At 48.3% G+C, this 24,333-nt stretch carries 18 protein-coding genes; 8 read left to right on the top strand and 10 right to left on the bottom strand.

Annotated features, from left to right (window positions below):
* The first annotated feature begins 166 nt into the window (after positions 1–166).
* Positions 167–1,132: a sensor domain-containing diguanylate cyclase gene (locus tag A5320_RS03245; protein WP_068060848.1), complete on the top strand. Its 966-nt coding sequence runs from the start codon at positions 167–169 to the stop codon at positions 1,130–1,132.
* A gap of 112 nt (positions 1,133–1,244) precedes the next feature.
* On the opposite strand, the gene A5320_RS03240 is transcribed toward A5320_RS03245, so the two are convergent.
* Positions 1,245–1,955 carry a SapC family protein gene (locus A5320_RS03240; protein WP_068060846.1) on the bottom strand — a complete coding sequence of 237 codons (711 nt, stop codon included), beginning with the start codon at positions 1,953–1,955 and terminating at the stop codon, positions 1,245–1,247.
* 152 nt (positions 1,956–2,107) lie between these two features.
* On the opposite strand from A5320_RS03240, the gene A5320_RS03235 reads away from it, so the two are divergent.
* From A5320_RS03235 to A5320_RS03225, 3 genes are all read left to right on the top strand, one after another.
* Entirely contained in the window at positions 2,108–2,302 is a 195-nt protein-coding gene (locus A5320_RS03235; protein ID WP_068060843.1) for a hypothetical protein, read from the top strand.
* Between the two features lie 9 nt (positions 2,303–2,311).
* Positions 2,312–4,060, top strand: a complete 1,749-nt coding sequence (locus A5320_RS03230) for a phosphoethanolamine transferase (RefSeq protein ID WP_068060840.1) — start codon at positions 2,312–2,314, stop codon at positions 4,058–4,060.
* 321 nt (positions 4,061–4,381) lie between these two features.
* The gene (locus A5320_RS03225) at positions 4,382–5,290 is read left to right on the top strand and encodes a porin (RefSeq protein ID WP_068060837.1); all 909 of its coding nucleotides are present in this window, start codon (positions 4,382–4,384) and stop codon (positions 5,288–5,290) included.
* 120 nt (positions 5,291–5,410) lie between these two features.
* Here A5320_RS03225 and A5320_RS03220 read toward each other — a convergent pair whose 3' ends face one another.
* Both A5320_RS03220 and corA read right to left on the bottom strand, forming a co-directional pair.
* Entirely contained in the window at positions 5,411–5,638 is a 228-nt protein-coding gene (locus A5320_RS03220; protein WP_068060834.1) for a hypothetical protein, read from the bottom strand.
* 165 nt (positions 5,639–5,803) lie between these two features.
* Positions 5,804–6,748, bottom strand: coding sequence for a magnesium/cobalt transporter CorA (corA, locus tag A5320_RS03215; protein WP_068060832.1), 945 nt, complete (start codon positions 6,746–6,748; stop codon positions 5,804–5,806).
* Positions 6,749–7,552: 804 nt separating this feature from the next.
* On the opposite strand from corA, the gene A5320_RS21610 reads away from it, so the two are divergent.
* Positions 7,553–7,858, top strand: a complete 306-nt coding sequence (locus tag A5320_RS21610) for a hypothetical protein (protein ID WP_082971500.1) — start codon at positions 7,553–7,555, stop codon at positions 7,856–7,858.
* 430 nt (positions 7,859–8,288) lie between these two features.
* On the opposite strand, the gene A5320_RS03205 is transcribed toward A5320_RS21610, so the two are convergent.
* Positions 8,289–10,976, bottom strand: a complete 2,688-nt coding sequence (locus A5320_RS03205; protein WP_068060828.1) for a TonB-dependent receptor domain-containing protein — start codon at positions 10,974–10,976, stop codon at positions 8,289–8,291.
* Between the two features lie 143 nt (positions 10,977–11,119).
* The gene (locus A5320_RS03200; protein ID WP_068060826.1) at positions 11,120–13,810 is read right to left on the bottom strand and encodes a hypothetical protein; all 2,691 of its coding nucleotides are present in this window, start codon (positions 13,808–13,810) and stop codon (positions 11,120–11,122) included.
* Positions 13,811–14,145: 335 nt separating this feature from the next.
* Between A5320_RS03200 and phoB the strand changes: the two genes are divergently transcribed.
* Both phoB and phoR read left to right on the top strand, forming a co-directional pair.
* Positions 14,146–14,832, top strand: coding sequence for a phosphate regulon transcriptional regulator PhoB (gene phoB / locus A5320_RS03195; RefSeq protein ID WP_068060823.1), 687 nt, complete (start codon positions 14,146–14,148; stop codon positions 14,830–14,832).
* Positions 14,833–15,035: 203 nt separating this feature from the next.
* Complete coding sequence (gene phoR / locus A5320_RS03190) at positions 15,036–16,379, top strand: phosphate regulon sensor histidine kinase PhoR (protein WP_068060820.1); 1,344 nt, start codon at positions 15,036–15,038, stop codon at positions 16,377–16,379.
* Between the two features lie 13 nt (positions 16,380–16,392).
* Here phoR and A5320_RS03185 read toward each other — a convergent pair whose 3' ends face one another.
* The 5 genes from A5320_RS03185 to A5320_RS03165 form a co-directional block, all read right to left on the bottom strand.
* A complete protein-coding gene (locus A5320_RS03185; protein WP_068060812.1) occupies positions 16,393–17,166 on the bottom strand; it encodes a transporter substrate-binding domain-containing protein in 774 nt (257 codons plus the stop codon).
* 216 nt (positions 17,167–17,382) lie between these two features.
* On the bottom strand, positions 17,383–18,678 hold the full coding sequence (locus A5320_RS03180) for an amidohydrolase (protein ID WP_068060811.1): 1,296 nt from the start codon (positions 18,676–18,678) through the stop codon (positions 17,383–17,385).
* 67 nt (positions 18,679–18,745) lie between these two features.
* The gene (gene ppx / locus A5320_RS03175; RefSeq protein WP_068060808.1) at positions 18,746–20,296 is read right to left on the bottom strand and encodes an exopolyphosphatase; all 1,551 of its coding nucleotides are present in this window, start codon (positions 20,294–20,296) and stop codon (positions 18,746–18,748) included.
* On the bottom strand, positions 20,293–22,410 hold the full coding sequence (ppk1, locus tag A5320_RS03170; RefSeq protein WP_068060806.1) for a polyphosphate kinase 1: 2,118 nt from the start codon (positions 22,408–22,410) through the stop codon (positions 20,293–20,295). Before ppk1 ends, ppx begins: the two co-directional genes overlap by 4 nt.
* A gap of 108 nt (positions 22,411–22,518) precedes the next feature.
* Positions 22,519–23,025: a glycine cleavage system protein R gene (locus A5320_RS03165; protein WP_068060805.1), complete on the bottom strand. Its 507-nt coding sequence runs from the start codon at positions 23,023–23,025 to the stop codon at positions 22,519–22,521.
* Between the two features lie 319 nt (positions 23,026–23,344).
* Between A5320_RS03165 and A5320_RS03160 the strand changes: the two genes are divergently transcribed.
* Complete coding sequence (locus tag A5320_RS03160; RefSeq protein WP_197490020.1) at positions 23,345–24,310, top strand: PstS family phosphate ABC transporter substrate-binding protein; 966 nt, start codon at positions 23,345–23,347, stop codon at positions 24,308–24,310.
* Positions 24,311–24,333 lie beyond the last annotated feature (23 nt).

Here is a 24,333-nt window from a genome sequence, read left to right as displayed (position 1 = left end):
TGTTTTATACCCAAAATCATTGACGATTCGGGTAGGCGACGAGGAGCGAGACCCCAGGAGCATAGTTGTCCTATGTGACTGGGTCGGACTGGCGCCCCAGCGAGCGAACGAAGGCAACAACCCCGAATCTTCAAGGATGACGGGTATATTCACAGGAGTCACCGCCATGTATAACGCCACCATCCCTGATAACGAGCCGATGCGGCTTGCCACCCTTCATGCTTCCCAATTGTTAAACCTGCGCGGCGGCGAGCAATATCACCGGCTCACCCGTTTAGGCCGGCGATTATTGCAAATGCCGGTGTGTTTACTGAATTTAGTTGATGCGGAATATGTGCGGGTGTTGGCGGGGCAAGGCATTGATATGACTGAGTTTTCCCGCGCCAGCTCTTTTTGTGGTCATACCATTTTGGGCGAAGATGCGCTGGTGATCCAGGATACCCGTCATCACCCGTATTTTTTCGATAATCCGCTGGTGGTTGGGCCGGAAGGGGTGCGTAGTTATATTGGTATGCCGATCCGGGCCTTTAATGGCTGCAAAATAGGCACTTTGTGTCTGATGGATAAAGTGCCGCGTGAAGTGGCGGCGGATGATGTGGCGGCGCTGCGCGATTTAGCACTTCTAACCGAACAGGAACTTGCTGCTGGACAGCTGGCAATTATTGATGATTTAACCGGCCTGGTAAACCGCCGTGGTTTTGAAACTATGGCCAGATTGTTGCTCAACAGCAGCGAACGTCAAAGTTTACCGGCAGTGTTGTTGTATTTTGATCTGGATGATTTTTCCACTTTAAATCGCCATTATGGCGAAGCGGAAGGTGATCGGATGTTGATGCGTTTTTCCAGATTAATGCGCCAGACTTTTCGCGGCAGTGATGTGTTAGGACGGCTGGGCGACAATTCCTTTGCGGTGTTGGTGGCCAATAGTTCAGCGCAGCAAGCGGAAATGGTGGTCGATCGGATGCGGCAGTCAGCGCTGGGTCTGCAGCAACAGGAAGGTTGGCCAGGTCCGCTGCAATTTAGTGTGGCGGCCGTGCATTATTCACCGGCACAATGCCCTTCGCTGGAGCATCTGTTAAGCCGTGCCGACCATTTGTTGTATAAAAGGCAACAAGGGCAGCGCTTGTGTTAACAGCAGTGTGGTCATCATTTTGCTAAGATTTCCGTAAAGACCGGTATAAAAAAACGCCTCATCTGAGGCGTTTTTGTTGTTATGTACCGCGATTAGATGCAGTGTCTGGTAATTACTGAGCTGCTGGCGCGTCAACTGGTAAACGATTGATCAAGCTACCGATGCGCTCCAGAGAGTTAAAATGCGCATAAATTGCCTGTAACACGCCGAATTTACGCAGCGTCAGGAATTGCTCGTCGCTCAGCGCTTCAAATTTTTCACGATCGATGACGAAAAAGCCATTTAAGCGATGTTCTTTGCCAGCTAAGTCACGATACTGCAGACCATCAGCTTTAAACAAACCCATTTCTTTGATCTGCGCCACGATATTACGGCTGATGGCGTTGGCATCGATATACTCTTTAAAGAATGAATTCACGCCCTGGAAGAATTCAGTCGGGGTGTTGTCAGCGTTAAACAGCGCTTGACCTTCAGTGCGGCTGATGTTGTCGGCTTGTTCATTAACACACAATAACAGCTGATCGTCATTGGCTTGTGCCAGGTTGAATGGATAAGCACGGATGCCGGCTGGCAAATACTGACCTTCCCACTGACCGTCTTTAATAAACAGGTTTTGACCTTCTTTCAGACCAAACACCGCAACCGGAGCGAATACTTCTTCGACTTGCAGGAAAAAAATTGGGTAAAATACAGAGGCTGCGGCAAATTCCTGCAACATTAACGGCGCGATGTGACGGTCATTCACACTTTCCAAAGAGAACTGAGCTAACACATGCAGATCTTTGTGTTGTTCGTTATTTAAGACAACTGGTTGGGCAAGCATAATTAGGTTCCTTACAGATTAGATTTGACGGCGGGTATACAGCAGAATACGTGGTTACACGCGGGTTGAAGTACCGGCCTTAATAGTTCAGACCAGAGCACCATACTATAGAAATATGACAAAATACCAGTGCAAATCTGAAGAAATATGCTATGAATGCGGCAGTTCCAACCACTACTTTGGATGTCGAACTGACTAACAAATTGAATTTTTGGGTGAAGCTGGAAAAAGTGCCGAATTTATCGCCAGAAAAATTTTACTATGCAGGGGAAAACAGGGCTGAGATTGATCAGCAAGGACACCCCGCTTACCACAAAATGTACCGCCAGATTGCCATAAGAGCCTGATAAAGTCCGATGAAACCATTGTTAAGTCACCCGATCACCGCCCCGCTGTGTTTTTTATTGTTAGTGCTGCTGGTGCTGGCACCACAATTTTACCTGTGGCCAGAACCGGCCAAGCTGGGGCATTGGCTGCGCTGGTCAATAGCGCCAACGCTGTTGTTGCTGGCGTTATTGCTGACCGTCAGTAAGCAGTTGCACCGGTCAATCTGGACCTGGTTTCCGTTGGTGCTGTTGGCGCCACAAGAGCTGTTTTACATCGCGACTTATCACAAAGTGACCGACGCTCATGCCATGGCCATTATTGCTGAAACTGATTTGGCCGAAGCGGCCGGTTATTTATCCGGCTTGGGCTGGCTGATTTTACCTGCGGTGTTGCTGGTGATGATGTTGTTTGTGGTCACCAGTGCGGTATTTAAAGTGCAGCAATACCGCTGGCTGAGTTTCGGCCGGCCTGTCGTGTGGATGGCAAGTTTAATGATGATTGGCTGGTTGTGGCAGCAAGAACTGCATTACCAACAACTCTATCCACCAAAGCCAAAAGCCAACAGCACTGAAACCGCCCTGGCACAACGGCCGCTGCCAAATAGTCATAATTTATTTCATCAGAGTTACCCACTGAATTTATTATTGGCCGCCAATGAGTTTCGGGTGCAAAAAGAAGCTCTGGCAGAAGTTGCTGCCAAGGTTGCCGATTTTAAGTTTGGCGCCACGCAGCCGCATCCACCTGCAGCGAAACAGATTTATGTACTGGTGATTGGTGAAACGCTGCGGCCGGACCGCTTGCAACTGAACGGCTATGCCAGAGCCACCACACCGCGATTGGCTGGCCTTGGTGATGTGATCAGTTTTACCGATATGATTAGCCCTTGGTCCTGGACCCGGATGTCGGTGCCAGTGATTATTTCGCGCAAATCGGCGCAAGATCAGCAGTATTTTTCGTCGGAGAAGTCGTTGGTCGCCGCTTTTGCTGAAGCCGGTTTTGCCACGGCCTGGTTATCCACCCAAAGTCCGCTGGGGGTGCACGACAGTTCGGTGGCGCTGCATGCCGCTGAAGCCGATCAGGTGCAGTATCTGAATCCGGTCGGATATAAAAAAGCCGGCTTCTATGACGAAGTGTTAATCAAAGCCGTGCAGCGTGTGCTGGCGCAAAATGCGCAAAAACAATTGATTGTACTGCACACCCTTGGCAGTCATTTCAGCTATGCCGATCGTTATCCGGATAATTTTGATTTATTTCAGCCATCTGGCAAACACCTGTCGATCGGCATGCATGACCGCGCTAACAAAGAAATGCTAAACAACGCCTATGACAACACCGTGGCCTACACCGATCAGTTGCTGTTTAACCTGATCAAAACCTTGCAGCAACAAGACGCGATCAGCAGTTTTATCTATGTGTCGGATCACGGCGAAAACCTGTTTGACGGTGATTGTAGTAAAAGCGGCCACGGTCATCACACCGAATTTGATTATCGGGTGGCGGCGTTGTGGTGGGGGTCTCAGCAGTTCCGGCAGCAGTATCCTGATTTAGCAAACCAGATCGCGCTGAATCGGCAGCAACCGTTCAGCACCGAGCAGATCTTTCATACCATGTTGCATCTGGCTCAAATCGGCTATCCAACTGCGCAGCCCGAACTAAGTTTTGCGCAGTCACCGCTGTCGCTGGCGGTGCGGCCCAGGTTGTTGTCTACCGGCCTGAATTTTGATACCAGCCCGAAAGACGCGGTTTGCCGGGCATTGCCGGCTCCAGACAAGCGTTAGTGTGGCATGGTTGTCAGGCCGGGAGGCTTTTTAGTTAATAAAACTGCATCGTTCAAGCGTTATTGTGTTCACGCAGCAGGAATTTGTTGGATTGATTTAACTGTCATAATCTTGTCATATAAAAGCCATAAAATAGCCTTCCAACTGCAACGACAAAGTAATATTGCCGACATTATCCAGTCATAAAGCTGTGATATGTGAGAAAATTTCGTCTGTAGCCACCAATTAGCCACCATTGATCTGGACATTTAACCACAACGGTTATACTGATCGGGTCTAAGCTGTCGAATCACTTTCCTCAATGCTGAGAAGGATTTAATTATGTTTGCAAAGAAAACTCTGCTTTTGGCTATGTTCATGACTGTTGCTTTGCCGCTGCAGGCAGATCCGCTGACGGTCTACGGTAAAATTAATGTGACGGCACAAAGCTCCGACGAAGGTGCCGGTTCATTCAGTGAGTTAAAAAGCAACGCTTCGCGGTTTGGCATTAAAGGCGATTATGAGCTGGATGGTGAGTTGTCGTTGGTGTATCAGCTGGAATGGGAAGTTGATCTGACAGATGACGCTAACGAGAAAAATATCAAAGGCCGCGACCAGTTCATCGGGTTAAAAGGCAGTTTCGGCACCATTAAAGCCGGTCGCAACGACACCGCACTGAAATTATCCCAGGGTAAAGTCGATTTATTTAACGATTACGAAGCAGATATCAAGACATTGTGGAAAGGCGAGAACCGGATGAATAATTCGCTGGCCTATATCAGCCCATCGTTTCAGGGGTTTTCGCTGTTAGTCAGCCATATTATGGAAGACACGCCGGAAGGCAAAGATGGCCAGTCGTTTGCGTTGTTATACGGTGATGACGCATTAAAAGAATCAAAGCTGTTTGCCTCGGTGGCGATGGACAACGAAGTCAATGGCTACGATGCCACGCGTGTCACGGGTCAGGTAAAAGTGCTTGGTCAGCTGAAAGTTGGCGCCGGTTTGGTACAGCAGGAAGCTGTTGCGACCGGTAAAAAAGAAGACGGCTGGTTAGCAAACTTATCTTATCCAATTGATAAGTATGAATTAAAAGCTCAGTACCAGACGCTGGAAGAGCACAAAGGTTTTAGCCTCGGCGCCGATTACAAAATTGGCAAAGACACCAAGTTATTCACCTGGTACAGCAGCTTCGATTTTGACAATAAAGTCGATACTGACTATGTGGCGATTGGTATTGAACATAAATTCTAAAGGCTGCCGCTTTTTAAATCGCAATAAATAAAGCGCAGAAAAAAATCCCGTCTGGTGTCATTGCAGACGGGATTTTTATTTGGATAAATCGCTGTAATGAAGGTTTGGGTTTAATCAGCATTAAAGTGATGATGGATTTGCCGCTGCAACTTTTGCCATTTCCACTTTTTTCAGCGGTGGGTTGACCCACACCACATGACCAACATTTCGCTGCTTACGTTGTGAATTTTCCAGCTGATCCAGTTGTTCCTGATCCACCACAAAAGCATAATTTTTATCGACATTGGCGCAACCAGTTACGGTGAATACCAGGCTGGCGGCGGCTGCATACATTAAATTCTTTTTCATTGTTATCCCCTTATTTACGTCTGTAGCATGAATATAGACAAAGCAGGGGTTCGGTTGCCAGCATATTTTTGTTACACGCAGATGACAGTGTTGAAATATTTCAAAATAAATTTTATGCCATTGATATTTAATGTATTTATTTTTATTTTTGTGATGGCGATTTTATTACAGCCAACCTTTACGCTTAAAAAACAAATAAGGTGCCAGGCCTGCCAGCAGCATCAACCCAATCGCCATTGGATACCCAAACTGCCAGTTGAGCTCCGGCATCAATTGGAAGTTCATGCCGTAACTGCTGGCGACCAGCGTTGGCGGCAGGAAAATCACTGATACCACCGAGAAAATTTTGATAATGCGGTTTTGTTCAATATTGATAAAACCCATCGCTGACTGCAGTAAAAAGTTGACCCGCTGCGAAAACGATTCGTTATGCGGCAACAACGATTCAACATCGCGCAGGACGTCTCTTGCTTGCTCCAGCTGATCAACCGGTAAGCGGGCTTTGCGCAGTAAAAAGCCGATCGCACGTTGGGTATCCATCAGACACAACCGCACTTTCCAGCTCATATCTTCCAGTTGGGTCAACCGTAACAAACTGGTTTTAAAGGCTTCGTTTTGTTTGCCTTTTAAAATCACCTGACTGATGACTTCAAGTGCGAGGGAGATTTCCTCGATGGTATCGGCCAGCTGTTCAATTTTGACTTCGAATAAATCCAGCAGCAATTCGTAAGCATTGCCAACCGACAGTAGATGATTACGCGCCCGCATCCGGTACAACCGGAATACTGGTAACTCACGTTCACGCAAAGTAAAAAGCCGGCCATCCCGAATGGTAAAAGCGACAGTGGTGGTGCTGGCGAGTTCTTCCTGATAGAAAAACAACGAGTGAATATGCAGCCCGTCTTCGTCTTCAAAAAAACGCGCCGAAGCTTCGATATCATTCAATTCTGGCCGCTGCGCTAGTTCCTGACCAAAGCGGTCGGTAATAAACTGCCGCTCAGCCGTATCCGGCTCCTGTAAATCCAGCCAAATCGCTTGAGTTATGTCTTCAAGCTGTTGTAATTCCAGTCGCTGTAACCGTTGCTGATGCAGGTTAAAAATTCTAAGCATGGTTTTCTCCGACAGCTGCCTGTTGTCAGAGGGCGCTCTGACCGGCTGTTGTTTTTAGACTTTGTTGGATTTTTTGATTCTGGTTGATTTTACAATGGTTAGCTTCACTTGCGGGGATCTTTCTTTGGCAACAAAGGGTTGTTTTTACCAATTGCCATTTGGGGTTGGTTTAAAAGCGTTTCGCCTTTTGTAAAACCTCAATTGCAATGTAGGTCGGATAAACGCGAAGCGTGCCATCCGACAGGCGATAGGCTTATACCTCAGCATCAGGTCTGTTTACCAAATGCCATTTGGAGTTGGTCTTAAAAGCGTTTCGCCGCTGGCGAGTTTCTTTCTTTTGCTTCGCCAAAAGAAAGAAACCAAAGAAAAGGCGCCCCCTGATCGCTCGAAAGCCCGCAATAAAATCAATGGTTTGAGGCGCCTGCGCAAACTCGCGGTTCGCTAGCGTCGAACCGCTCAAACAGTGCGCCGGCTTAAAACCTCAAACCACCGATTTTAAAGCGGCTCGCTTTACGGGGAGGAAAAGCGATTAGAAAGTAATTTTGTACCAAAAGCGGCTATTTAGAATTGTTGATTTGAACATGAGAAATGCGTTAAACCCAACCACGAGTTAAATTTTCCAGTCTCGCAGGCACAAAGCCTTCTTTCACGTTCCCGAAATCGTATCTAATGTCAACACCCTGTTGAGTAATATGCAGAAAGCGGATAGTTTGAATTATCAAATGTTGTGAAAGGCGGCAGCGACTTACGGATTCTTTGCCGTTGCAAAAACACTGTTATGAGTCCGAGTTATCAAGGAGATATATGAAATCAATCATTTTTCTTTTATCCGTAATTGTATTATCAGGATGTGCATCATCGTCAAAGACTTATGCACCCGATGGACGAGAAGCATATTCACTAAATTGTTCAGGGACAGCGCGGAACTGGGGCATGTGCTATGAAAAAGCCGGTGAAATCTGCAAAGAGAAAGGCTATGACACTATTACAGTAAATGGTGAGCAAGGTGCATCTGTTACAGCTTATGCCAATCAACAAAATGCTGGTGTTCATGGTAGCTCACTTCACTTCAGAACAATGACCATTGCATGCAAGCAGCCAAGCTCTTAACAAGGCAAGGCAAAATCGCCCTTCGGGCTTGACGCGCTAACGCGCGCCTTTGCTTGCTGCGTTATAGCTAGCATCTTGCCCTTAACAGTCTTACAACGCATCGCAACAACCGCCAAGCCCCGTAAAGCGAGCCGGATGTTTGTCCGGTTTTGAGGTTTTAAGCCAGCGCACTGTCTGAGCGATTTGACGTTAGCAAATCGCGAGTTTGCGCTGGTGCCTCAAAATCGAGACAAACTTCCGGGCTTTCGAGCGATCAGGGGTCGCCTTTTCTTTGGTTTCTTTCTTTTGGCGAAGCAAAAGAAAGAAACTCGCCATCGGCGAAACGCTTTTAAAAACAGCCTTGTTCTGCAACAGAACAAACCGCCATTTTTCAACGGCAAAAAAAAGCCCCGGTCATAAACCAGGGCTTGGTTGTTGCGCTAGAACAACATCAGAACTTCTGACTAAAACTCAAACCAACACTCACCCCTTGCTCGCGCATTTGCAGAATTTCGCCTTGTTGCAAAATCTCCACATCGCGGTTCAGTAAGTTTTTCGCTGAAAATTTCAACGAACCATCGGTAAACACGTTGTACGAGTAAACGAAGTCCAGCGAGTGGAACGGTTGCTCGTAGGCGTCGTCTTTACCGTCGATACCGGCGAAGGCGATGCGTTTACCGAACACGTTGTAAGTTACCGTGGCGGTGTGGTCTTCGTTGTCCGAGTCAAAACCGAGCTGGAAGTTGACCACGTATTTCGAATGACCGGTCAGTGGCCGTACTAAGTTGGTCAGGTTGGTTTCGCCTAACGATTCAATTTCAATTTCTGATTCGCTGTAAGTGAAGTTACTGACCACAAAGAAGTTGTCCAGTATCTGGCCAAAATCACCTTCGAACATATCCAGTTTTTGTAACGCTTCAGCTTCGACGCCGTACACTTCACCGCCGATGGCATTTCTGAATGACATCAACAAGTTACCGTCAGAACCTTTTAATTCAACTGCTTCAATCGGGTTGGTTAAGTCTTTGTAGAACAAACCTAAGCTGTAGTTACTGCCGCTGTCCAGATATTGCTCCCAACGCAGGTCGTACGCGCTGATGCTGGTGCTTTTCAGGTCAGAAAAACCAATCACTTTAAAGTCGGTGATCGGATCGATAAACAGCACTGGTGTCACTTCCCGCAAGTCTGGACGCACCACAGTTTCGCTAAAACCGAAGCGATATTGCGTTTCTTCCGACTGCATCCAGGTCACGGCCAGAGCAGGGTAGACATCGTCTTCCTGACGTGGGAAATCTTCGGCATTCCCCTGAATTTCGCCGGTGGCCGGGTTTAACGGCACTGAAATCTGGCGGAAATCTTCGTAGCGTAAACCGGCATTCACCCGCCAGGTCATGTCGTAAGTGGCTTCTACACCGACATAAGCAGCATCAACCTGCTGAGCTGCAACATAATCATCAGCTTGTGCTGTCACGTCAGACAGTAAAAAGCGTTTGGCTGGATTGCTGATATTGGCATTGGAGAAAATGTTAGAAAACGACTGGCTTAATTCATCGTTACTGTAACCACGGGTATCCAGCTTAAAGCGGTTGGTACCGGCAGTACGCTGCCGTTCGAAATACGTATAGCCTGTGCTGAACGAATATTCGGTCGAGCCAATGGTCATTGGGTACTTGGCATTCCAGCTGGCGTTTTCAGTGTTATCTTCTAACTGGCCAAACTGGTAAATGGCGGCGTTATCGCTGCGGCGCATGGTACGGTTTAATAAACTGCCATCTTCAGCCAGTTGGCGCACATAACGATATTCCACTTCGCTTGGTGCGTTACGTTCTGCTTTGGCGTCGGTGTATTGCCAGTCCAGCGCTAAGTCATTTAAAAAATCGAGTGTATGACGACCGCGGATCTGATTGGTCAGCATGGTGCGCTCTTCGTACAAAATCGAATAATCTTCGTTTTCGCGCAGAGCTTCGTTGATCGTTTCAATCGAGTCACCAATTTTGATTTTGATCTCATCTTTGGTGTCGCTTAAATAAATGCTTGAGGTTTCAATGCGGTGGTTGCTGTCAAACTCCAGACCGAAGTTCAGCATGCCGGACATTTTCACCTGATGCTCGGTACCGCGGATATCATCGTAACGATTCAGCGGTGTCAGTTCAGTGCCAGAGCTGATGGAATAATATCGTTCCTGCTCTTTGAAGTTCTCTGACGATTTGTCGTAGCTGACACCCGCCATTACTCCAAATACCGTGCTGCCAATGTCAAATCTGTTGCCGTAAGACAGGCTGGTATCGTATTCAGGGCCAATACTTTTGTTGTTGATGTCTAAATCACGGTTCAGTTCCAGACCTAAATTACGGTTGATTTTTTCAGCCGCTACTAAATTTCCCGGTGTGATGCCACCTAAACCCTGGGCGATTTTTACCACGTCCAGTGAACCGTATTTGTTCAGTGCGTCCTGTAAACCGGTTGATAAGCCACGGGTGCCGTCATCTTTACCACGCCAGTCGTCGCCACCACCACGGTAATCGAGGCCGTCGTCGTTGCTTAAACTGTTGTAACCAACACCAACCGAGAAGTTGAAGATTTCTTCGCGTGGAATACTGACGGTGCGGATATTGACGTTACCACCACCAAAGGCGGCAGGCAGTTCCGGTGAAAAGGCTTTTTGCACCACCATACTTTCGATAATGCCGGCCGGGAACATATCCAGTGGCACCACGTTACGGGTTGGATCCGGGCTTGGAACCTGGGCGCCATTTAATAAGGTCGATGAATAACGTTCACCCAGACCTCGGACGTAGATAAATTTATCTTTCACCAGCGTTAAGCCAGTGACACGGCGCAGGGCGGCAGCGGCATTGCTGTCACCGGCGCGGGAAATCTGTTCAATACCAAGAAGTTCAGCAACATAAGGTTGCTGACGGCGCTCTTCGGCTGTGGCTGCAGCGGAGCTTAATAATCTGCCGGATACACTGATCCGTTCAACTTGTTCAGCAATTGCTGCGGCTGGGGCGGCATCTGGCGCTACGGCCGGAGTTTCTTGGGCAGAGGCGGGCATGAAGGCTACGGCAGCGCTGGTGGCTAACGCCAAAAGCACACCACGGTTCACGCGACTATATACAAAACTTTGCTTGCTGCTCATTGTGACTTATTCCTGTGCTCTTGCTGATCTGCTTTGGCTGCGTCTGTTGCATCAGTTGCAATTAGCCGCAGCGGGTAAATACGTGACTTGCTATTTTTTTATAAAAAATTGCCGCCGGCTTTAAAAGCCGGCGGCAGGGCGGGTTATTGGGTTAAACCAACAGTCCAGCCTTTGGTCCAATCGCTGGCGGCGTCAACTGCACCAACAGTGGTTGGTTTGCTGAAGAAGCTGTTCACGGTCGACATATCTTTTGGCGTGGTGGTATCGATGGTGAAGATGCCGTTCAACACTGCCGCCTGGTCAACCGCGGTTTTATTGCCGGTCTGTGCTTCAAACCATTGTTTTAACGTAGTGGTTGCAGACACTGAACCTTTGAACGGTTCCGGGCAGCCGATCACTGAGTGGGTCATCACTAATGAACCCGCAGCAGCTAACGCCTGAGACTGAGTCGTTTCGATTTCCAGACATTCACCCATACCGGTAGGGCCGGTGATCAGGAAGTTATGCAGCTGACCGTTTGAACCTGCGCGTAACAACACGCCTTCAGAGTCTTTTTCAGCAGATTTGTAGGTGTTACCGATAATCGTCATGTTGGCGATAGTCGGGTTAGAGATTGGCGTAGCAGAGAAGTTTGATGATTGGTTATCACCTTCGATACCGCGGTTCGCTTCGCTGTTGTCCTTGCCGTGTTTGGCCAGGATGTACTGTGCTTTACCGTTCCAGCCGTCAGCCCAGTCAACATAGTCATCGCCGTTGCTGGTCAGTACTACGTATTTCACGTTGACCGTACCGCCGAAGAACTCAATACCGTCATCCAGGTTCTGGTGCACCTGAATGTGGCTCACTGTGGTGCCTGAACCCACACCAGCAAAAGTGATCCCGTTCAGTTCGTTGTCTTGCAGAACTTCGAAGCCAGCGTGTTTCACCCGCACGTACTTCAGCACGCCTGAGTTATCCGCAGCATCCGCGCCACCGTAAGGGCCGGCATTACCTTCGGCTTCGATTTTACAAGCTGCCAGATTGGCCTGGTCACACTTGTTGCTTGGTGCTTTACCCAGTAACACCATGCCGCCCCACTGACCAGCAGCCGTTGGCGCGCCAATCACGTCTTGCAGAGAAGTGAAAGTGATAGGGTTTTGCTGGGTACCTTCAGCATTAATTTTTGAACCGCGAGTCACCACTAAGAAGTCAGCACCTGAACGACCATAAACCGTCACACCAGGTTGTACGGTTAAAGTTGCTGCAGTAGTGTTATCCACACCGATGCGTACGCGACCGTTTAACACATAGTCAGCACCAGCCAGTAACGTGACATTGCTGGTGATGTCGCCTTTCAGTTCACAATTCAGTTTGCCGGTCAGTGATGCAACTTCTGAAGTACCAGCCGGGCAAGCTGCGATGACTGATGCAGGGTGCAGGCCAAAGGTCCAGCCTTTGGTCCAGTCAGACACACCATCAAAGGCACCGATGTAGTCAACATCGTCAAACCATGAATCAACAAAGTTCGATACGTTGTAACCGTTTTTCAGCGCTGGTGAAGTGCTGGCTGGCATATAACCGCCAAGCAGTGCGTCGGTTGCTTTGTTACCGGTTTGTGCCAGGAACCAGGCTTTGACGTCCAGTAAAGTGTTACCAGCAGCATCTTTCGGGTTTTTGAATGGCTCTTTACAATCGATAATCGAGTTACGCATCAGCAAACCACCTGTTTGTGATTGCTGTACTGACTGTTCAGTTTCGATTTCCAGACATTCGCCCATACCTGCCGGGCCTTTGACGATGCTGTTATAAATTTCACCGGCAGAACCTGCGCGCAGTAAAATACCTTCAGAATCAGCGTCGGCAGATTTGTAGTTATTGCCAAGGATGGTCATGTTAGAGATTTTTGGTTTGCTGACCGGCGTTGCAGAGAAGTTTGATGATTGGTTATCAGCTTCAATACCGCGGTTGGCTTTCGAGTCATTTTTGCTGTGTTGGATCAACAGATGCTGCATTTTACCAGTCCAGCCGTCAGCCCAATCTAATGAGTCATCACGGTTACCGGTTAATACCACGTGTTTGGCATTAACTGTACCACCGAAGAATTCGACACCGTCATCTAAGTTGTTATGAACCTGAATGTAGTCAACCACAGTGCCTGAACCAACACCTGCGAAAGTGATACCGTTTAATTCGTTGTCAGTGATCACTTCGTAACCGGCGTATTTCACCTGCACGAATTTTAAAATACCGCTGTTATCTTCTGGCTTGTCGCCACCGTAAGGACCGGCGTTGCCTTCACTTTCAATTTTACAGCCAGCCAGTGCTGCTTGATCACACTTGTTACTTGGCGCTTTACCCAGTAATACGATACCACCCCATTGCGCGGCAGAATCTTCAGTCACTGAACCAATCATGTCGTTGACAGAGGTAAAGACGATTGGGCTTGAGCTGGTACCAACGGCACGGATTTGCGAGCCACGGGCAATCACCAGGTAATCAGCGCCAGATTTACCGAACACTGTAGTGCCGGCTTCGATATTTAACACGGCGCTTTGTGCATTATCGTTACCGACTGTCACTTTGCCGCTTAACGCCCAGGCGATATTTGCGGTTAAAGTAGCATCGGCAGTTAAAGTACCGGTAATTTCACAAATTGGTTTAGACACACCACCTAGACTGGCACCTTGTTTGGCAAACGTCGGGCACACTGACGTCACTGGCGGGGTGGTAGGGTTTGTTGGATTGGTTGGGGTTGCACCAGCACCGGTATTTAATACGATGTCACCACCGCCACAACCAGCCAGCATCATTGCTGTTGCCATCGCGCTTAATTTTAAAATCTTACCAAAAGCCATTACGTTCTCCGTCTAAAGCTGTGGGTTATCGAAAACTGTGCAGACGATAGAAGAGAGGTGTGACTGTTATATGACAGAAAATCGACTTTCAGATGACAGCGCGTCTTCACTTAAGGAAAACAGGGCTTGCAGCTGGGTGCGTCAAAAAATCTTCACTAAACTGTCATGGAACTGCAAAGTGCAGTCGCGAAAAATGAAGGCGGGTGTGACAATCGAATGTGACAAATAAGTCACTGAAATCGACAGCTTCGAAAACAAGCTGGTTTTTTTCATAAAATTGTCATAATAGCCATGGATACTGCGATTATCAGATCAGTACTTACGGGTGACAGGATATGTCGAGAAGAATTTTGATTGTGGAAGATGAAGCACCAATTCGCGATATGTTGTGCTTTGTGCTGGAACAAAACGGTTATCAGGCGAGTGTGGCCGGTGACTTTGATGCCGCTATTAATCAGTTAGTGGAACCTTATCCGGATTTAGTGTTGCTGGACTGGATGTTGCCAGGCGGCAGTGGTATTCAGATTGCGAAAAAGATGAAGCAACATGAGCTTACGCGTAATATTCCGATTATTATGATCACCGCCCGCGGTGAAGAAGAAGACAAGGTTCGTGGCCTGGAAGTAGGCGCGGACGATTATGTCACCAAGCCGTTTTCACCCAAAGAGCTGATGGCGCGCATCAAAGCAGTTATTCGCCGGGTAGCTCCGACCAGTTTGGATGAAGTCATTGATGTACAAGGCTTAAAACTGGATCCGGTGTCACACCGCGTGACTGCTTCAGAAAGTCCGCTCGATATGGGGCCAACCGAATTTCGGTTATTACACTTTTTTATGACCCATCCGGAACGGGTGTACAGCCGCGAACAGTTGCTGGACCATGTCTGGGGCACTAATGTCTATGTGGAAGACAGAACCGTCGATGTGCATATCCGCCGGTTACGCAAAGCTATTTCGGTCGCAGGTCATGATCGGTTAGTGCAAACTGTACGTGGTTCTGGCTACCGTTTTTCGGTAAAATAACAGCCATTGTGGCGCATTTGCCAAAGCCTATACCCAAAATCATTGAAGATTTGGGTAGGCGCCAAGTGAGTACGACTGGAGCGCCAGCGCGGCCCGGAGCATAGCTGTTCTATGTGACAGGGTCGGACTGACGCTTCAACGGACGAGCGAAGGCAACAACCCCGAATCTTCAAGGATGACGGGTATAAACCTAAGCAGGTATTATGCGGTTATTACTTTCGAAACAGACCATTCTGATCAGGTTGCTATCGATAGCGCTGGGTGTTGGTTTACTGGGCTGGTTATTTGATCTGACGCTGGAATTTTTGCTGGTTTATCAGATGGTGTTGGTAGGCTGGCATTATAAACATTTGTTTATGCTGGATAAATGGCTGTGGCGGGACCGTAAATTGTCGCCACCAGCCGGTGATGGCAGCTGGCAACAGGTGTTTGACGGTATTTATTATCGCCAGCGCAAGTCCCGCAAGAAAAACAAAGAGTTACGTTTGCTGGTGCGTCGTTTTCGCGATGGTGCCGAAGCCTTGCCCGATGCCATTATTGTATTAACGTCTGACTGGTCGATCGTATGGTGCAATAAACTGGCGCAACAACTGGCTGGTTTACGCTGGCCGATGGACGAACATCAGCGGATTGATAACCTGATCCGAAACCCGGAATTCCAGCAATTTCTACAACAAAAACAGTTTGATAGCGCACTCGAATTGGTGTCACCGCTGTCGGATGAAGTGACGTTGGAATACCGTGTGCTGCAATATGGTGAAAAACAGTATCTGCTGATCATCCGCGACATCACCCAAATTAAACAGTTAGAGCAAATCCGCAAAGACTTTGTCGCCAACGTTTCACACGAACTGCGTACACCGCTTACGGTACTGCAGGGTTACCTGGAAGTGATGGATGTCGACAATATGCCAGCGCCGCCGATCTGGCAAAAAGCCCATACTGTGATGCTCGAACAAACCAAACGAATGGATGCCCTGGTACAACAGCTGTTGACGCTATCGCGGATTGAAGCGGCCGCTAAAGTGCAGTTCGATGCGGTGGTTGATGTGCCGGCGATGCTGCATTTGCTGGAGCAGGAAGCCATTAGTTTAAACCGCGAAAAACAGCATCAGCTGCAGTTTCAGGTTGATCCAAATTTGCGGGTCACCGGCATCACCGAAGAGTTGCGCAGTGCCTTTTCCAACCTTATCACCAATGCGATTAAGTACACCCCACCGGGTGGCGAAATTCAGGTGTGCTGGCAACGACAACATCAAAAGGCGTTGTTTTCAGTGACGGATAATGGGGAAGGGATAGCACCGCACCATGTCAAACGTTTAACTGAGCGCTTTTACCGGGTCGATGAAGCCCGTACTCGCAGCAGCGGCGGCACCGGCCTGGGTCTAGCTATCGTTAAGCATGTGTTGTCACGTCATCACAGCAAGCTGATGATTTTCAGCGAGCCAAAACGTGGTAGCAGTTTCTCCTTTAGTTTGCCGCCAGAACTGGTGGTGGGCGTGCAAACCCAGCAACAACCGAAGTTGCCCCGTAAAATCAAGGGGTAATGCTGAAGCCGCTTTAATTAATATGGCGGCGCAGCAGTTTTTCGACTTGCTCCGGCTGCTGGCGGGCTTGTTGCTCAATCTTGTTGATCGAGCCTTGTTTCAGATAAACCTGTAATCGTTGTTCTGCCAGCTGTTGCAGATTTGGCTGGGCAAATGCCAGTCGGTAATACACTTTAGGTAACACATCAAAACTCTGCACCGCAGACGCCGGTTGATGCAGTTCCGCTAACCGCCGGTAGAAGGTCAGTTCGCTCAGGATCAACAATTCAGTCCGGCCTTTGAGGAGCAACTGCACCGCCTGGATATGATCAAAGACTTCCTGATATGACGGCGCCTGCTGACTTGCCGCAGCGAACTCGCTGCCAAGCACATGGTTGGCATTTTGAAAACTGACAAGCTGATAACGACTTAAATCTGCTACCTGCCGGATTTCTCCGGTAAAGTCTTTGCGCGCAAACACCAGATTATGTACTTCCAGATAAACCGAGCTGTAATAAAGGGTTGGCAGTGGCGCTCCAGACTGACGAGTGGCGACATCAATACGGCGCTGTTGCAATAACTGGGTCAGTTTGGCGTATGGTGCAACCACAAAATGCACCTGATAGCCAAGCTCAGTAAACAACTGATAGGTAAACAAGGCATCAAAATGATAAGCGCTGCCCTGGCGACTGGCATTGACCTGATCGGTAAAGCCAATACCGATGACCACTTCGGGCTTTGCTGCCAGCACCTGTGTATTGAAGATGCCAAGTAGTAACCAGCATAGCAAAAAGCGTATTCGGTTCATCAAAGTCCTTATAATTACAGGCGCCAACCAGCATCATGCGGCAGGACGTGCATTCCTTTCTGAGGGATTGTTACTTGAGTAGGGACGAATGAAGCATAGCAGAACAGGATAGGGGGTACTGAGTTAACTCAAAACCAAAAAACGGGGAACTGTACAACTGGGGTCAGAGTCAATTGTTAACAAAAATCTGTTAACAATTGACTCTGACCCCATTTGTTAATTTTTATGCAAAAAATCCACAGCCAGGCCTGATAACGCCCGCACACCATTTTCCAGCGCCGCTTCATTCACCCGGAAAAATGGTGAATGGTTTGGTGCAGTTTTGCTGAGATCAGCGCCTTCTTCGGCGATACCCAAAAAGAAAAACACTCCCGGTACCTGTTGCTGATAAAACGAAAAATCTTCCGAAGCGGTAATAGGTTTAATGCTGCTGACCCCGGCTTTACCGGCGGCCCAGGTTAAGCTTGGCATCGCCCATTCCGTCAGTTTAACGTCGTTCCAGGTGACAGCAGCGAAACTATGCTGATGAAATTCGGCAGTGGCGCCACTGGCTGCGGCAATATGTTCAGCGGTGTGTTTCATTTTTGCCAACAATTGTTCACGCATTTGCGGGTCAAAAGTGCGGACAGTACCACCCAGAACGACTTCATCCGGAATGATATTCCAGCGCACGCCCCCATGGACCTGACCAATCGACATCACGGCTGGCGCCTGTGTCACATCCAACTGGCGTGCCGGAATTTGGTGTAAGGCAGTGATCAGCTGGCCGCTGACTGCAACCGGGTCAATACCACGCCACGGGCTGGAGCCATGTACCTGCACGCCTTTGACTTTTATCTCAAAACTGTCGGCAGCCGCCATAATGCCTTCGGCTTTCACCTGCAACTGACCGGTCGGGGCTGGCCAAACATGCACGCCGAAAATGGCATCAGGTTTGGTTTTGGCAAACAGACCTTGTTTGAGCATCAGGGATGCGCCGCCTTCTTCACCCGCTGGCGCACCTTCTTCGGCCGGTTGGAAGATAAACATTACACTGCCGGCCAGTTGTTTTTGCTGCTTGCTGAGCACAGTCGCGGCGCCGAGTAACATCGCTACGTGCGCATCATGGCCGCAGGCATGCATCACGCCGACTTGCTGGCCGTTGTACTCGGCGGTTGCTTTGGAAGCAAACGGCAGATCAACCTGTTCTTTGACCGGTAAGGCATCCATATCGGCGCGTAGTGCGACCATCGGGCCGGGTTTGGCGCCTTTCAGAATGGCAACCACGCCGGTATGGGCAATACCGGTTTGGACTTCAAGACCAAGTTTTTTAAGTTCAGCAGCGACCAGTTTACTGGTGCGGAATTCGCGGTTCGACAGCTCAGGATGTTGATGTAAATCGCGCCGCCATTCGATGACTTTTGGCATCAGCGCCTGAATATCAGTCGCAAGGGTGGCTTTTAAATCTGCGGCAAACAAAGCGGGCGACGACAGCGTTGCAGCTGTCATGATGGCAATAAGAGATAAACGCATGCTGGTTCCCAAAATAGGCTACGGTCTATTCAAGGTAACTAATTTTACAGCATAAGCCAACCGCAGCTTAATCTTCGATGACATCCTTTGGTACACCAGGGCATTCCAGAGTGAAATCAATTCGTTTCAGAAACTGTTGTTCGGTGATGAGGTCGGCTACCAATACGGTTTGTTGTTCGGTCCAGTTTTCAGGTAATTCTAACTGTAAGGCATGATCGCTGGCGGTCAGTTGCAGTTGCGGCAGCATGTCGTCGCGGCGTTTTTGATTGAGTAGAATGGCCAGCCTGAAAATCACCAGCGCGTAACACAGGTCCTGAGCGGAATAGAGGTAAAAATCCGGGAAGTCTTCCGGTTTAATTTTCCGACGGTGAAAGCGCACCAGGCAGCCAAGCAGTTGTTGTTGCTCCTGATTAAACCCCGGCAGGTTGGCGTTATAGAGAATATAGGCACTGTGTCTTTGCACGCTGGATGAATTAATTTGCAGACCAATTTCAAACACAGCTGCAGCAAAGGATAATAACTGCTGCCAGTTGTCGTCGAGTTGCCAGCGCTCTTTCACCTGAGAAAAAATCTCCAGTGCCGTGGTCTGCACCCGTTTTGCCTGAGCGACATCAACGGCATAACGTTTCACCAGACTCTGGATGGTATGGCTTTTAATATCCTGATGCTGCAGCCGGTCGCTCATTTCATACAGTACACCTTCGCGCAGTGCAGCATCGACATACACCATTTGTTCGATGCCAAGCATTTGAAAGGCCGCCAACAAAATGGCTAAACCGGGTGCCAATAACAGCTTACGATCGTCGGTCAGACCAGGTAAATCAAGCAGTTCACAGCTCTCAACTGCAAGTACCAATTCTTTGATTTTTAATAAGTGTTCCAGCTCGATACAGTGTGGATGCCAGCCAAAACCGGTGACAATATCTTTGATGGTTTTAATGGTACCCGAAGTGCCGACCGCCTGTTGCCAGCCAGTACTGCGATACGCATTGACGATATTTTCCAGTTCCTGTTCGGCCTGTAATACCGCACGCTCAAAGCGTTTGTCGCTGATTTTACCGCGGGCAAAAAACTGCTTGGCGTAACTAACGCAACCCATATTCCGGCTGGCTAATTTCAATGGCTGAAAGTCGATGCCGATAGCAAATTCGGTACTGCCACCACCAATATCCATCACCAGCCGTTGATCGGCATAATGCTCAAAATGCGCCACACCCTGATAAATAAAACGCGCCTCTTCCTGGCCGGAAATGACTTCAATCGGAAATGGAAAAACGGTTTTGGCTTTATGCAAAAAGCTGTTGGCATTTTTCGCCCGGCGTAAGGTGTAAGTGGCTATTACCCGCACTGCTGAAGGCGGCACACCTTTGAGCGTATCGGCAAATTGCGCCAATACGTTCAGGCCACGTGCCATTGCTTCGTCGCTTAACATTTGCTGATCGTCGAGGCCGTCCGCTAACTGTACTTTTTGTTTTTCCCGATGTAACAACTGCAAGGCGCCATCCACAATTCTGGCGATCACCAGGTGGAAACTGTTAGAGCCTAAATCGACGGCCGCAATCAGTTCTGCGGCCGAGATTGCGTCGGCCGAGCCTGCAATGGGAGTTAAATGGGTCATTGTTCTGCCTGAATTGTCGGACCAAAATGCTGGCTGGCCAGATAATCATAGATGGCCTGCTGCGAGCGGATATTCTTTTTGTTACCACGTTTCACGTAGTGATTTTGCTGCTGAGCGTCAATGATACGGGCTTTCACGTTATCGTGCCATTGCAAATCCAGCACTGTCATAATTTGCTGTTTGATTTTGGCATCGTAAATCGGCACGCCCACTTCAACCCGCTGATCAATATTGCGGGTCATCCAGTCGGCGGAAGATAAGTACAAGTCGATGTCGCCACCGTTTAGGAACTGATACACGCGAGCGTGTTCCAGATAACGGTCGAGCACGCTAATCACTTGAATATTCTTACTTTTACCCGCTACACCCGGAATAAGCGAACACATGCCACGCACGATAATCCGGATTTTCACCCCGGCCTGGCTAGCCCTGTACAGCAAATCAACAATTTCGTTATCAACCAGGTTGTTGATTTTAAGTAAGATTTCAGCTTTGCGGCCGCTGGTGGCAAAATCCATTTCCCGCTGGATAAGCGCGGTTAACTTGGCACGACTCCAGGTTGGGGACACGATTAAGTGGTTAAATTTAAATGGTTTGTAGCTGTATTCAATAAACTCGAACACCTGATCCACTTCATCACAAATTTCATCGTGACAAGTGAACAAACTCATATCGGTATAAATACGCGCGGTTTTTTCGTTAAAATTACCGGTACCGATATGGGCGTATTTCACCGCTTTGCCTTTTTCCTGACGGGAGATCAGGCACAATTTCGAGTGAATTTTTAATGTGGTCAGGCCAAATACCACCTGAATGCCGGCCTGGGTCATCCTCCTCGCCCAGTGAATGTTATTTTCTTCGTCAAAGCGTGCTTTTAGCTCGACCACCACTGTGACTTTTTTGCCGTTGCGCACTGCATCCAGCAACGACTGGATCACCCGCGAGTTTTTCGCGACGCGATACATGGTCATTTTGATTGAGCTGACTTTCGGGTCAAATGACGCCTGCCGCACCCATTCAGTGAAATAGGTAAAGTTGTGGTAAGGGTAGTGCAGCAGCACGTCGTTGCTGCGAATGGCATCAAAAGTGGTGGTATGTTGCTCAAAATCCGGGCTTGGCAGCGGCGGCAGCGGCGGGTATTCCAGGCTGGCGTGGCCGATATTCGGGAAACTGATAAAGTCTTTAAAATTGCGGTAACGGCTGCCTGGAATGAGCGAATCCAGCGAACTGGCGCCCAGCTGTTTTTTCAGAATTTTCAGCATATGTTCGGGCATCGTTGCGTCGTACACCAGCCGCACCGGTTCTGATTCCAGCCGCTGGCGGATACCTTTGGACATTTTGTCGAGTAAGCTCTGATCTAAAGTGTCGCTTAAGTTATATTCGGCGTCTTTGGTCAGTTTCAGCGAAAAAGCCTGAATATCGCAAAATTCAAAAAAACCGCGGAACAAGTCGTGCAGACAATGAATGATTAAATCATCCAGCATCATAAACTGATGGCGATAACGGCCGCGTTTTTTGGTTTTATTTAAATACAGCGGCAGTTCGATAAACCGCGACACTTCATCGGTTGGTACCTGCACAATGGCATATTCGGCTTTGTTGGTACCGGTCATTTCTACCATCAGGTAAGTGGCGTTGTCTTCGAGACGTTTGGATAAATGCAGATCTTCATTGGATAATAAAATCGGCGAGATATGCCGCAGCACCCGCTCGCGGAAATAAGTGCGAACCCAGGCCGACTGTGATTCATTGAGTTTGTGATGGTCGATAAACTCAATGTTGTGCTTGCGCAGCTCCAGCAATAACTCCAGGTAGATACCATTGAATTTATCACCTAACTTCAGCACGTTACGCTGAATTTTTAACATCAGCTCTTCGGCGTCTTCTTCTTCAGAATGGTATTTTTTCAACAGGATACGTCGCTTCACATCAGCCACCCGTACCCGATAAAACTCATCCATATTGTTGGAATAAATACCGAGAAACCGCAGGCGTTCAATCAACGGATTGCGCTCATCAGCGGCTTCCTGTAATACCCGCTCGTTAAAAGCTAACCAACTCAGTTCTTTAGGAAAATAATGCAATTCGTTCACTATCGGTAGTTGTGCATTCATAGACAAACCAAGGATTTTTTTCGATGAAGGTTTACTCTATGGCAATTTGATGAAAGATTTATGAACAAGATAGCCGTTGCCGGCTATCTTGTCTGCGCGGCAGATCACTTAATGCAGATTTTCTACGTCAACCATCACGTCGGAGGCGATATCTTCCAAAGCGCGGATGACTTCGTCTTTATCCAGACCATCTGGCAATTCCACTGTGGCGATGGCATTAAACAATGGCACACCCCAATTTGGCGCACTTTGTTTCGAACTTTCAAAGTGCACAATGTTGGTGCCTTTGTGTTTAATCACTGATGACAGTTCACGTACGATGCCCGGACGGTCGTTGCCTGTGATCACAAATTTCAACAGCTTATGTTCGTTGACTTGGGAAGTGATACCTTCGTGGATTTTGATATCCAGCCCCGGCATCGACTCCAATGCTTTTGACAATTCAGCCGCATGTTCGGCTGCAACTTCGACTTGTAAAATACCGGCAAAAAAACCGGCTAAGTGACTCAAATTACTGGCGGTCCAGTTGCCTTGATGGCTGCTGATTATAGTGGCTAATTGCTCCACTAAACCGGCTTTATCTTTCCCAATCAGTGTCAGAACTAACTGCTTCATAGCGCAATTCCTTTTTTCATTTGTACTACAAAAACAAATTTTATTATTGTCTGATCTATTAACGATAGTTGTAACCGCTCAACGCTGGTATGTCCAGTCGCTGACCCGGCGTTGGTCGCAAAGGTTTTACCTACTTTGGCAAAACCAGCAGAAACTATAGACCTTCACTTCAAAAATACAATATGCAGACGCTTAGATTGCCAGCACAAATTTGCGTGACGTCATAATATTGTCATATTACCTTCTTATGATGGCGATGAATTAAACAGGCAATCGCCTGACTCAGCCACAAGAGGACTGCACAGTGAAAAATTTTACTCTGTTAACTACCGCAACTTTGGTTGCTGCGACTTTGTCGTTCAGCACCACTGCCGCACCTGCCAAGGTCGATCCGGCGCTGCCTGACTATCAGAAAGCCAGCGGTGTTTCAGGCAATATCTCCAGCATCGGTTCTGACACTTTAAATAACCTGATGACCTTGTGGGCTGAAGATTACCGCAAAGTGTATCCAAACGTGAATATCCAGATCCAGGGTGCCGGTTCTTCGACAGCGCCTACAGCACTCACTGAAGGCACTTCAAATTTCGGCCCAATGAGCCGCGCGATGAAGCCTTCAGAAGTGCAGGAATTTGAAGCAAAATATGGCTACAAGCCAACTAAAGTGCCGGTCGCGATCGACTTACTGGCGGTTTATATCAATAAAGACAACCCGTTAAAAGGTTTAACCATTGCTCAGGTTGATGCCGTGTTTTCTGCCACCCGTCGTTGTGGTTATAAAGAAGATGTCACGCGCTGGGGCCAGCTGGGTTTAAGCGGTGCCTGGGCTAACCGTGACTTCACCACATACAGCCGTAACGCAGTATCTGGTACTTATGGTTACTTTAAAGAACACGCGTTATGTAACGGCGATTTTAAAGCCAGCATCAACGAACAACCAGGTTCTGCTTCAGTGGTGCAGGGCGTCAGCGAATCCATCAACGGTATTGGTTACTCAGGTATTGGCTACATCACTTCAGGCGTAAGAGCGTTGCCACTGGCGAAAAAAGAAGGTGAAGCATTTGTTGAAGCGAACGCTGATAATGCATTATCAGGCGCTTACCCGTTGTCGCGTTTCCTGTACGTTTATATCAACAAACACCCAAATAAAGAATTAGCGCCAATGGAGCGTGAGTTCATCAAAATGGTGTTGTCAAAACGTGGCCAGGAAATCGTGGTACGGGATGGTTATGTGCCGGTTCCGAACAAAGTTGCAGCCAAAGTACTGGCGGACCTCGGCATCAAATAACGCTGTTTTAATGTTGAAGTCAG

Source organism: Rheinheimera sp. SA_1 (assembly GCF_001669775.1).
In the GTDB taxonomy this organism is placed as follows: domain Bacteria; phylum Pseudomonadota; class Gammaproteobacteria; order Enterobacterales; family Alteromonadaceae; genus Pararheinheimera.
Note: the sequence above shows the minus strand (reverse complement) of the source record. Positions and strands in the feature narration are given on the sequence as shown.

Coding starts and splice junctions, on each gene's coding strand:
- A5320_RS03180 (WP_068060811.1), bottom strand. CDS start 18,678: ATGCGTTTATCTCTTATTGCCATCATGACAGCTGCAACGCTGTCGTCG.
- phoR (WP_068060820.1), top strand. CDS start 15,036: ATGCGGTTATTACTTTCGAAACAGACCATTCTGATCAGGTTGCTATCG.
- A5320_RS03245 (WP_068060848.1), top strand. CDS start 167: ATGTATAACGCCACCATCCCTGATAACGAGCCGATGCGGCTTGCCACC.
- A5320_RS03235 (WP_068060843.1), top strand. CDS start 2,108: ATGAATGCGGCAGTTCCAACCACTACTTTGGATGTCGAACTGACTAAC.
- A5320_RS03165 (WP_068060805.1), bottom strand. CDS start 23,025: ATGAAGCAGTTAGTTCTGACACTGATTGGGAAAGATAAAGCCGGTTTA.
- A5320_RS03185 (WP_068060812.1), bottom strand. CDS start 17,166: ATGAACCGAATACGCTTTTTGCTATGCTGGTTACTACTTGGCATCTTC.
- corA (WP_068060832.1), bottom strand. CDS start 6,748: ATGCTTAGAATTTTTAACCTGCATCAGCAACGGTTACAGCGACTGGAA.
- A5320_RS21610 (WP_082971500.1), top strand. CDS start 7,553: ATGAAATCAATCATTTTTCTTTTATCCGTAATTGTATTATCAGGATGT.
- A5320_RS03200 (WP_068060826.1), bottom strand. CDS start 13,810: ATGGCTTTTGGTAAGATTTTAAAATTAAGCGCGATGGCAACAGCAATG.
- phoB (WP_068060823.1), top strand. CDS start 14,146: ATGTCGAGAAGAATTTTGATTGTGGAAGATGAAGCACCAATTCGCGAT.
- A5320_RS03205 (WP_068060828.1), bottom strand. CDS start 10,976: ATGAGCAGCAAGCAAAGTTTTGTATATAGTCGCGTGAACCGTGGTGTG.
- A5320_RS03240 (WP_068060846.1), bottom strand. CDS start 1,955: ATGCTTGCCCAACCAGTTGTCTTAAATAACGAACAACACAAAGATCTG.
- A5320_RS03220 (WP_068060834.1), bottom strand. CDS start 5,638: ATGAAAAAGAATTTAATGTATGCAGCCGCCGCCAGCCTGGTATTCACC.
- ppx (WP_068060808.1), bottom strand. CDS start 20,296: ATGACCCATTTAACTCCCATTGCAGGCTCGGCCGACGCAATCTCGGCC.
- A5320_RS03225 (WP_068060837.1), top strand. CDS start 4,382: ATGTTTGCAAAGAAAACTCTGCTTTTGGCTATGTTCATGACTGTTGCT.
- A5320_RS03230 (WP_068060840.1), top strand. CDS start 2,312: ATGAAACCATTGTTAAGTCACCCGATCACCGCCCCGCTGTGTTTTTTA.
- ppk1 (WP_068060806.1), bottom strand. CDS start 22,410: ATGAATGCACAACTACCGATAGTGAACGAATTGCATTATTTTCCTAAA.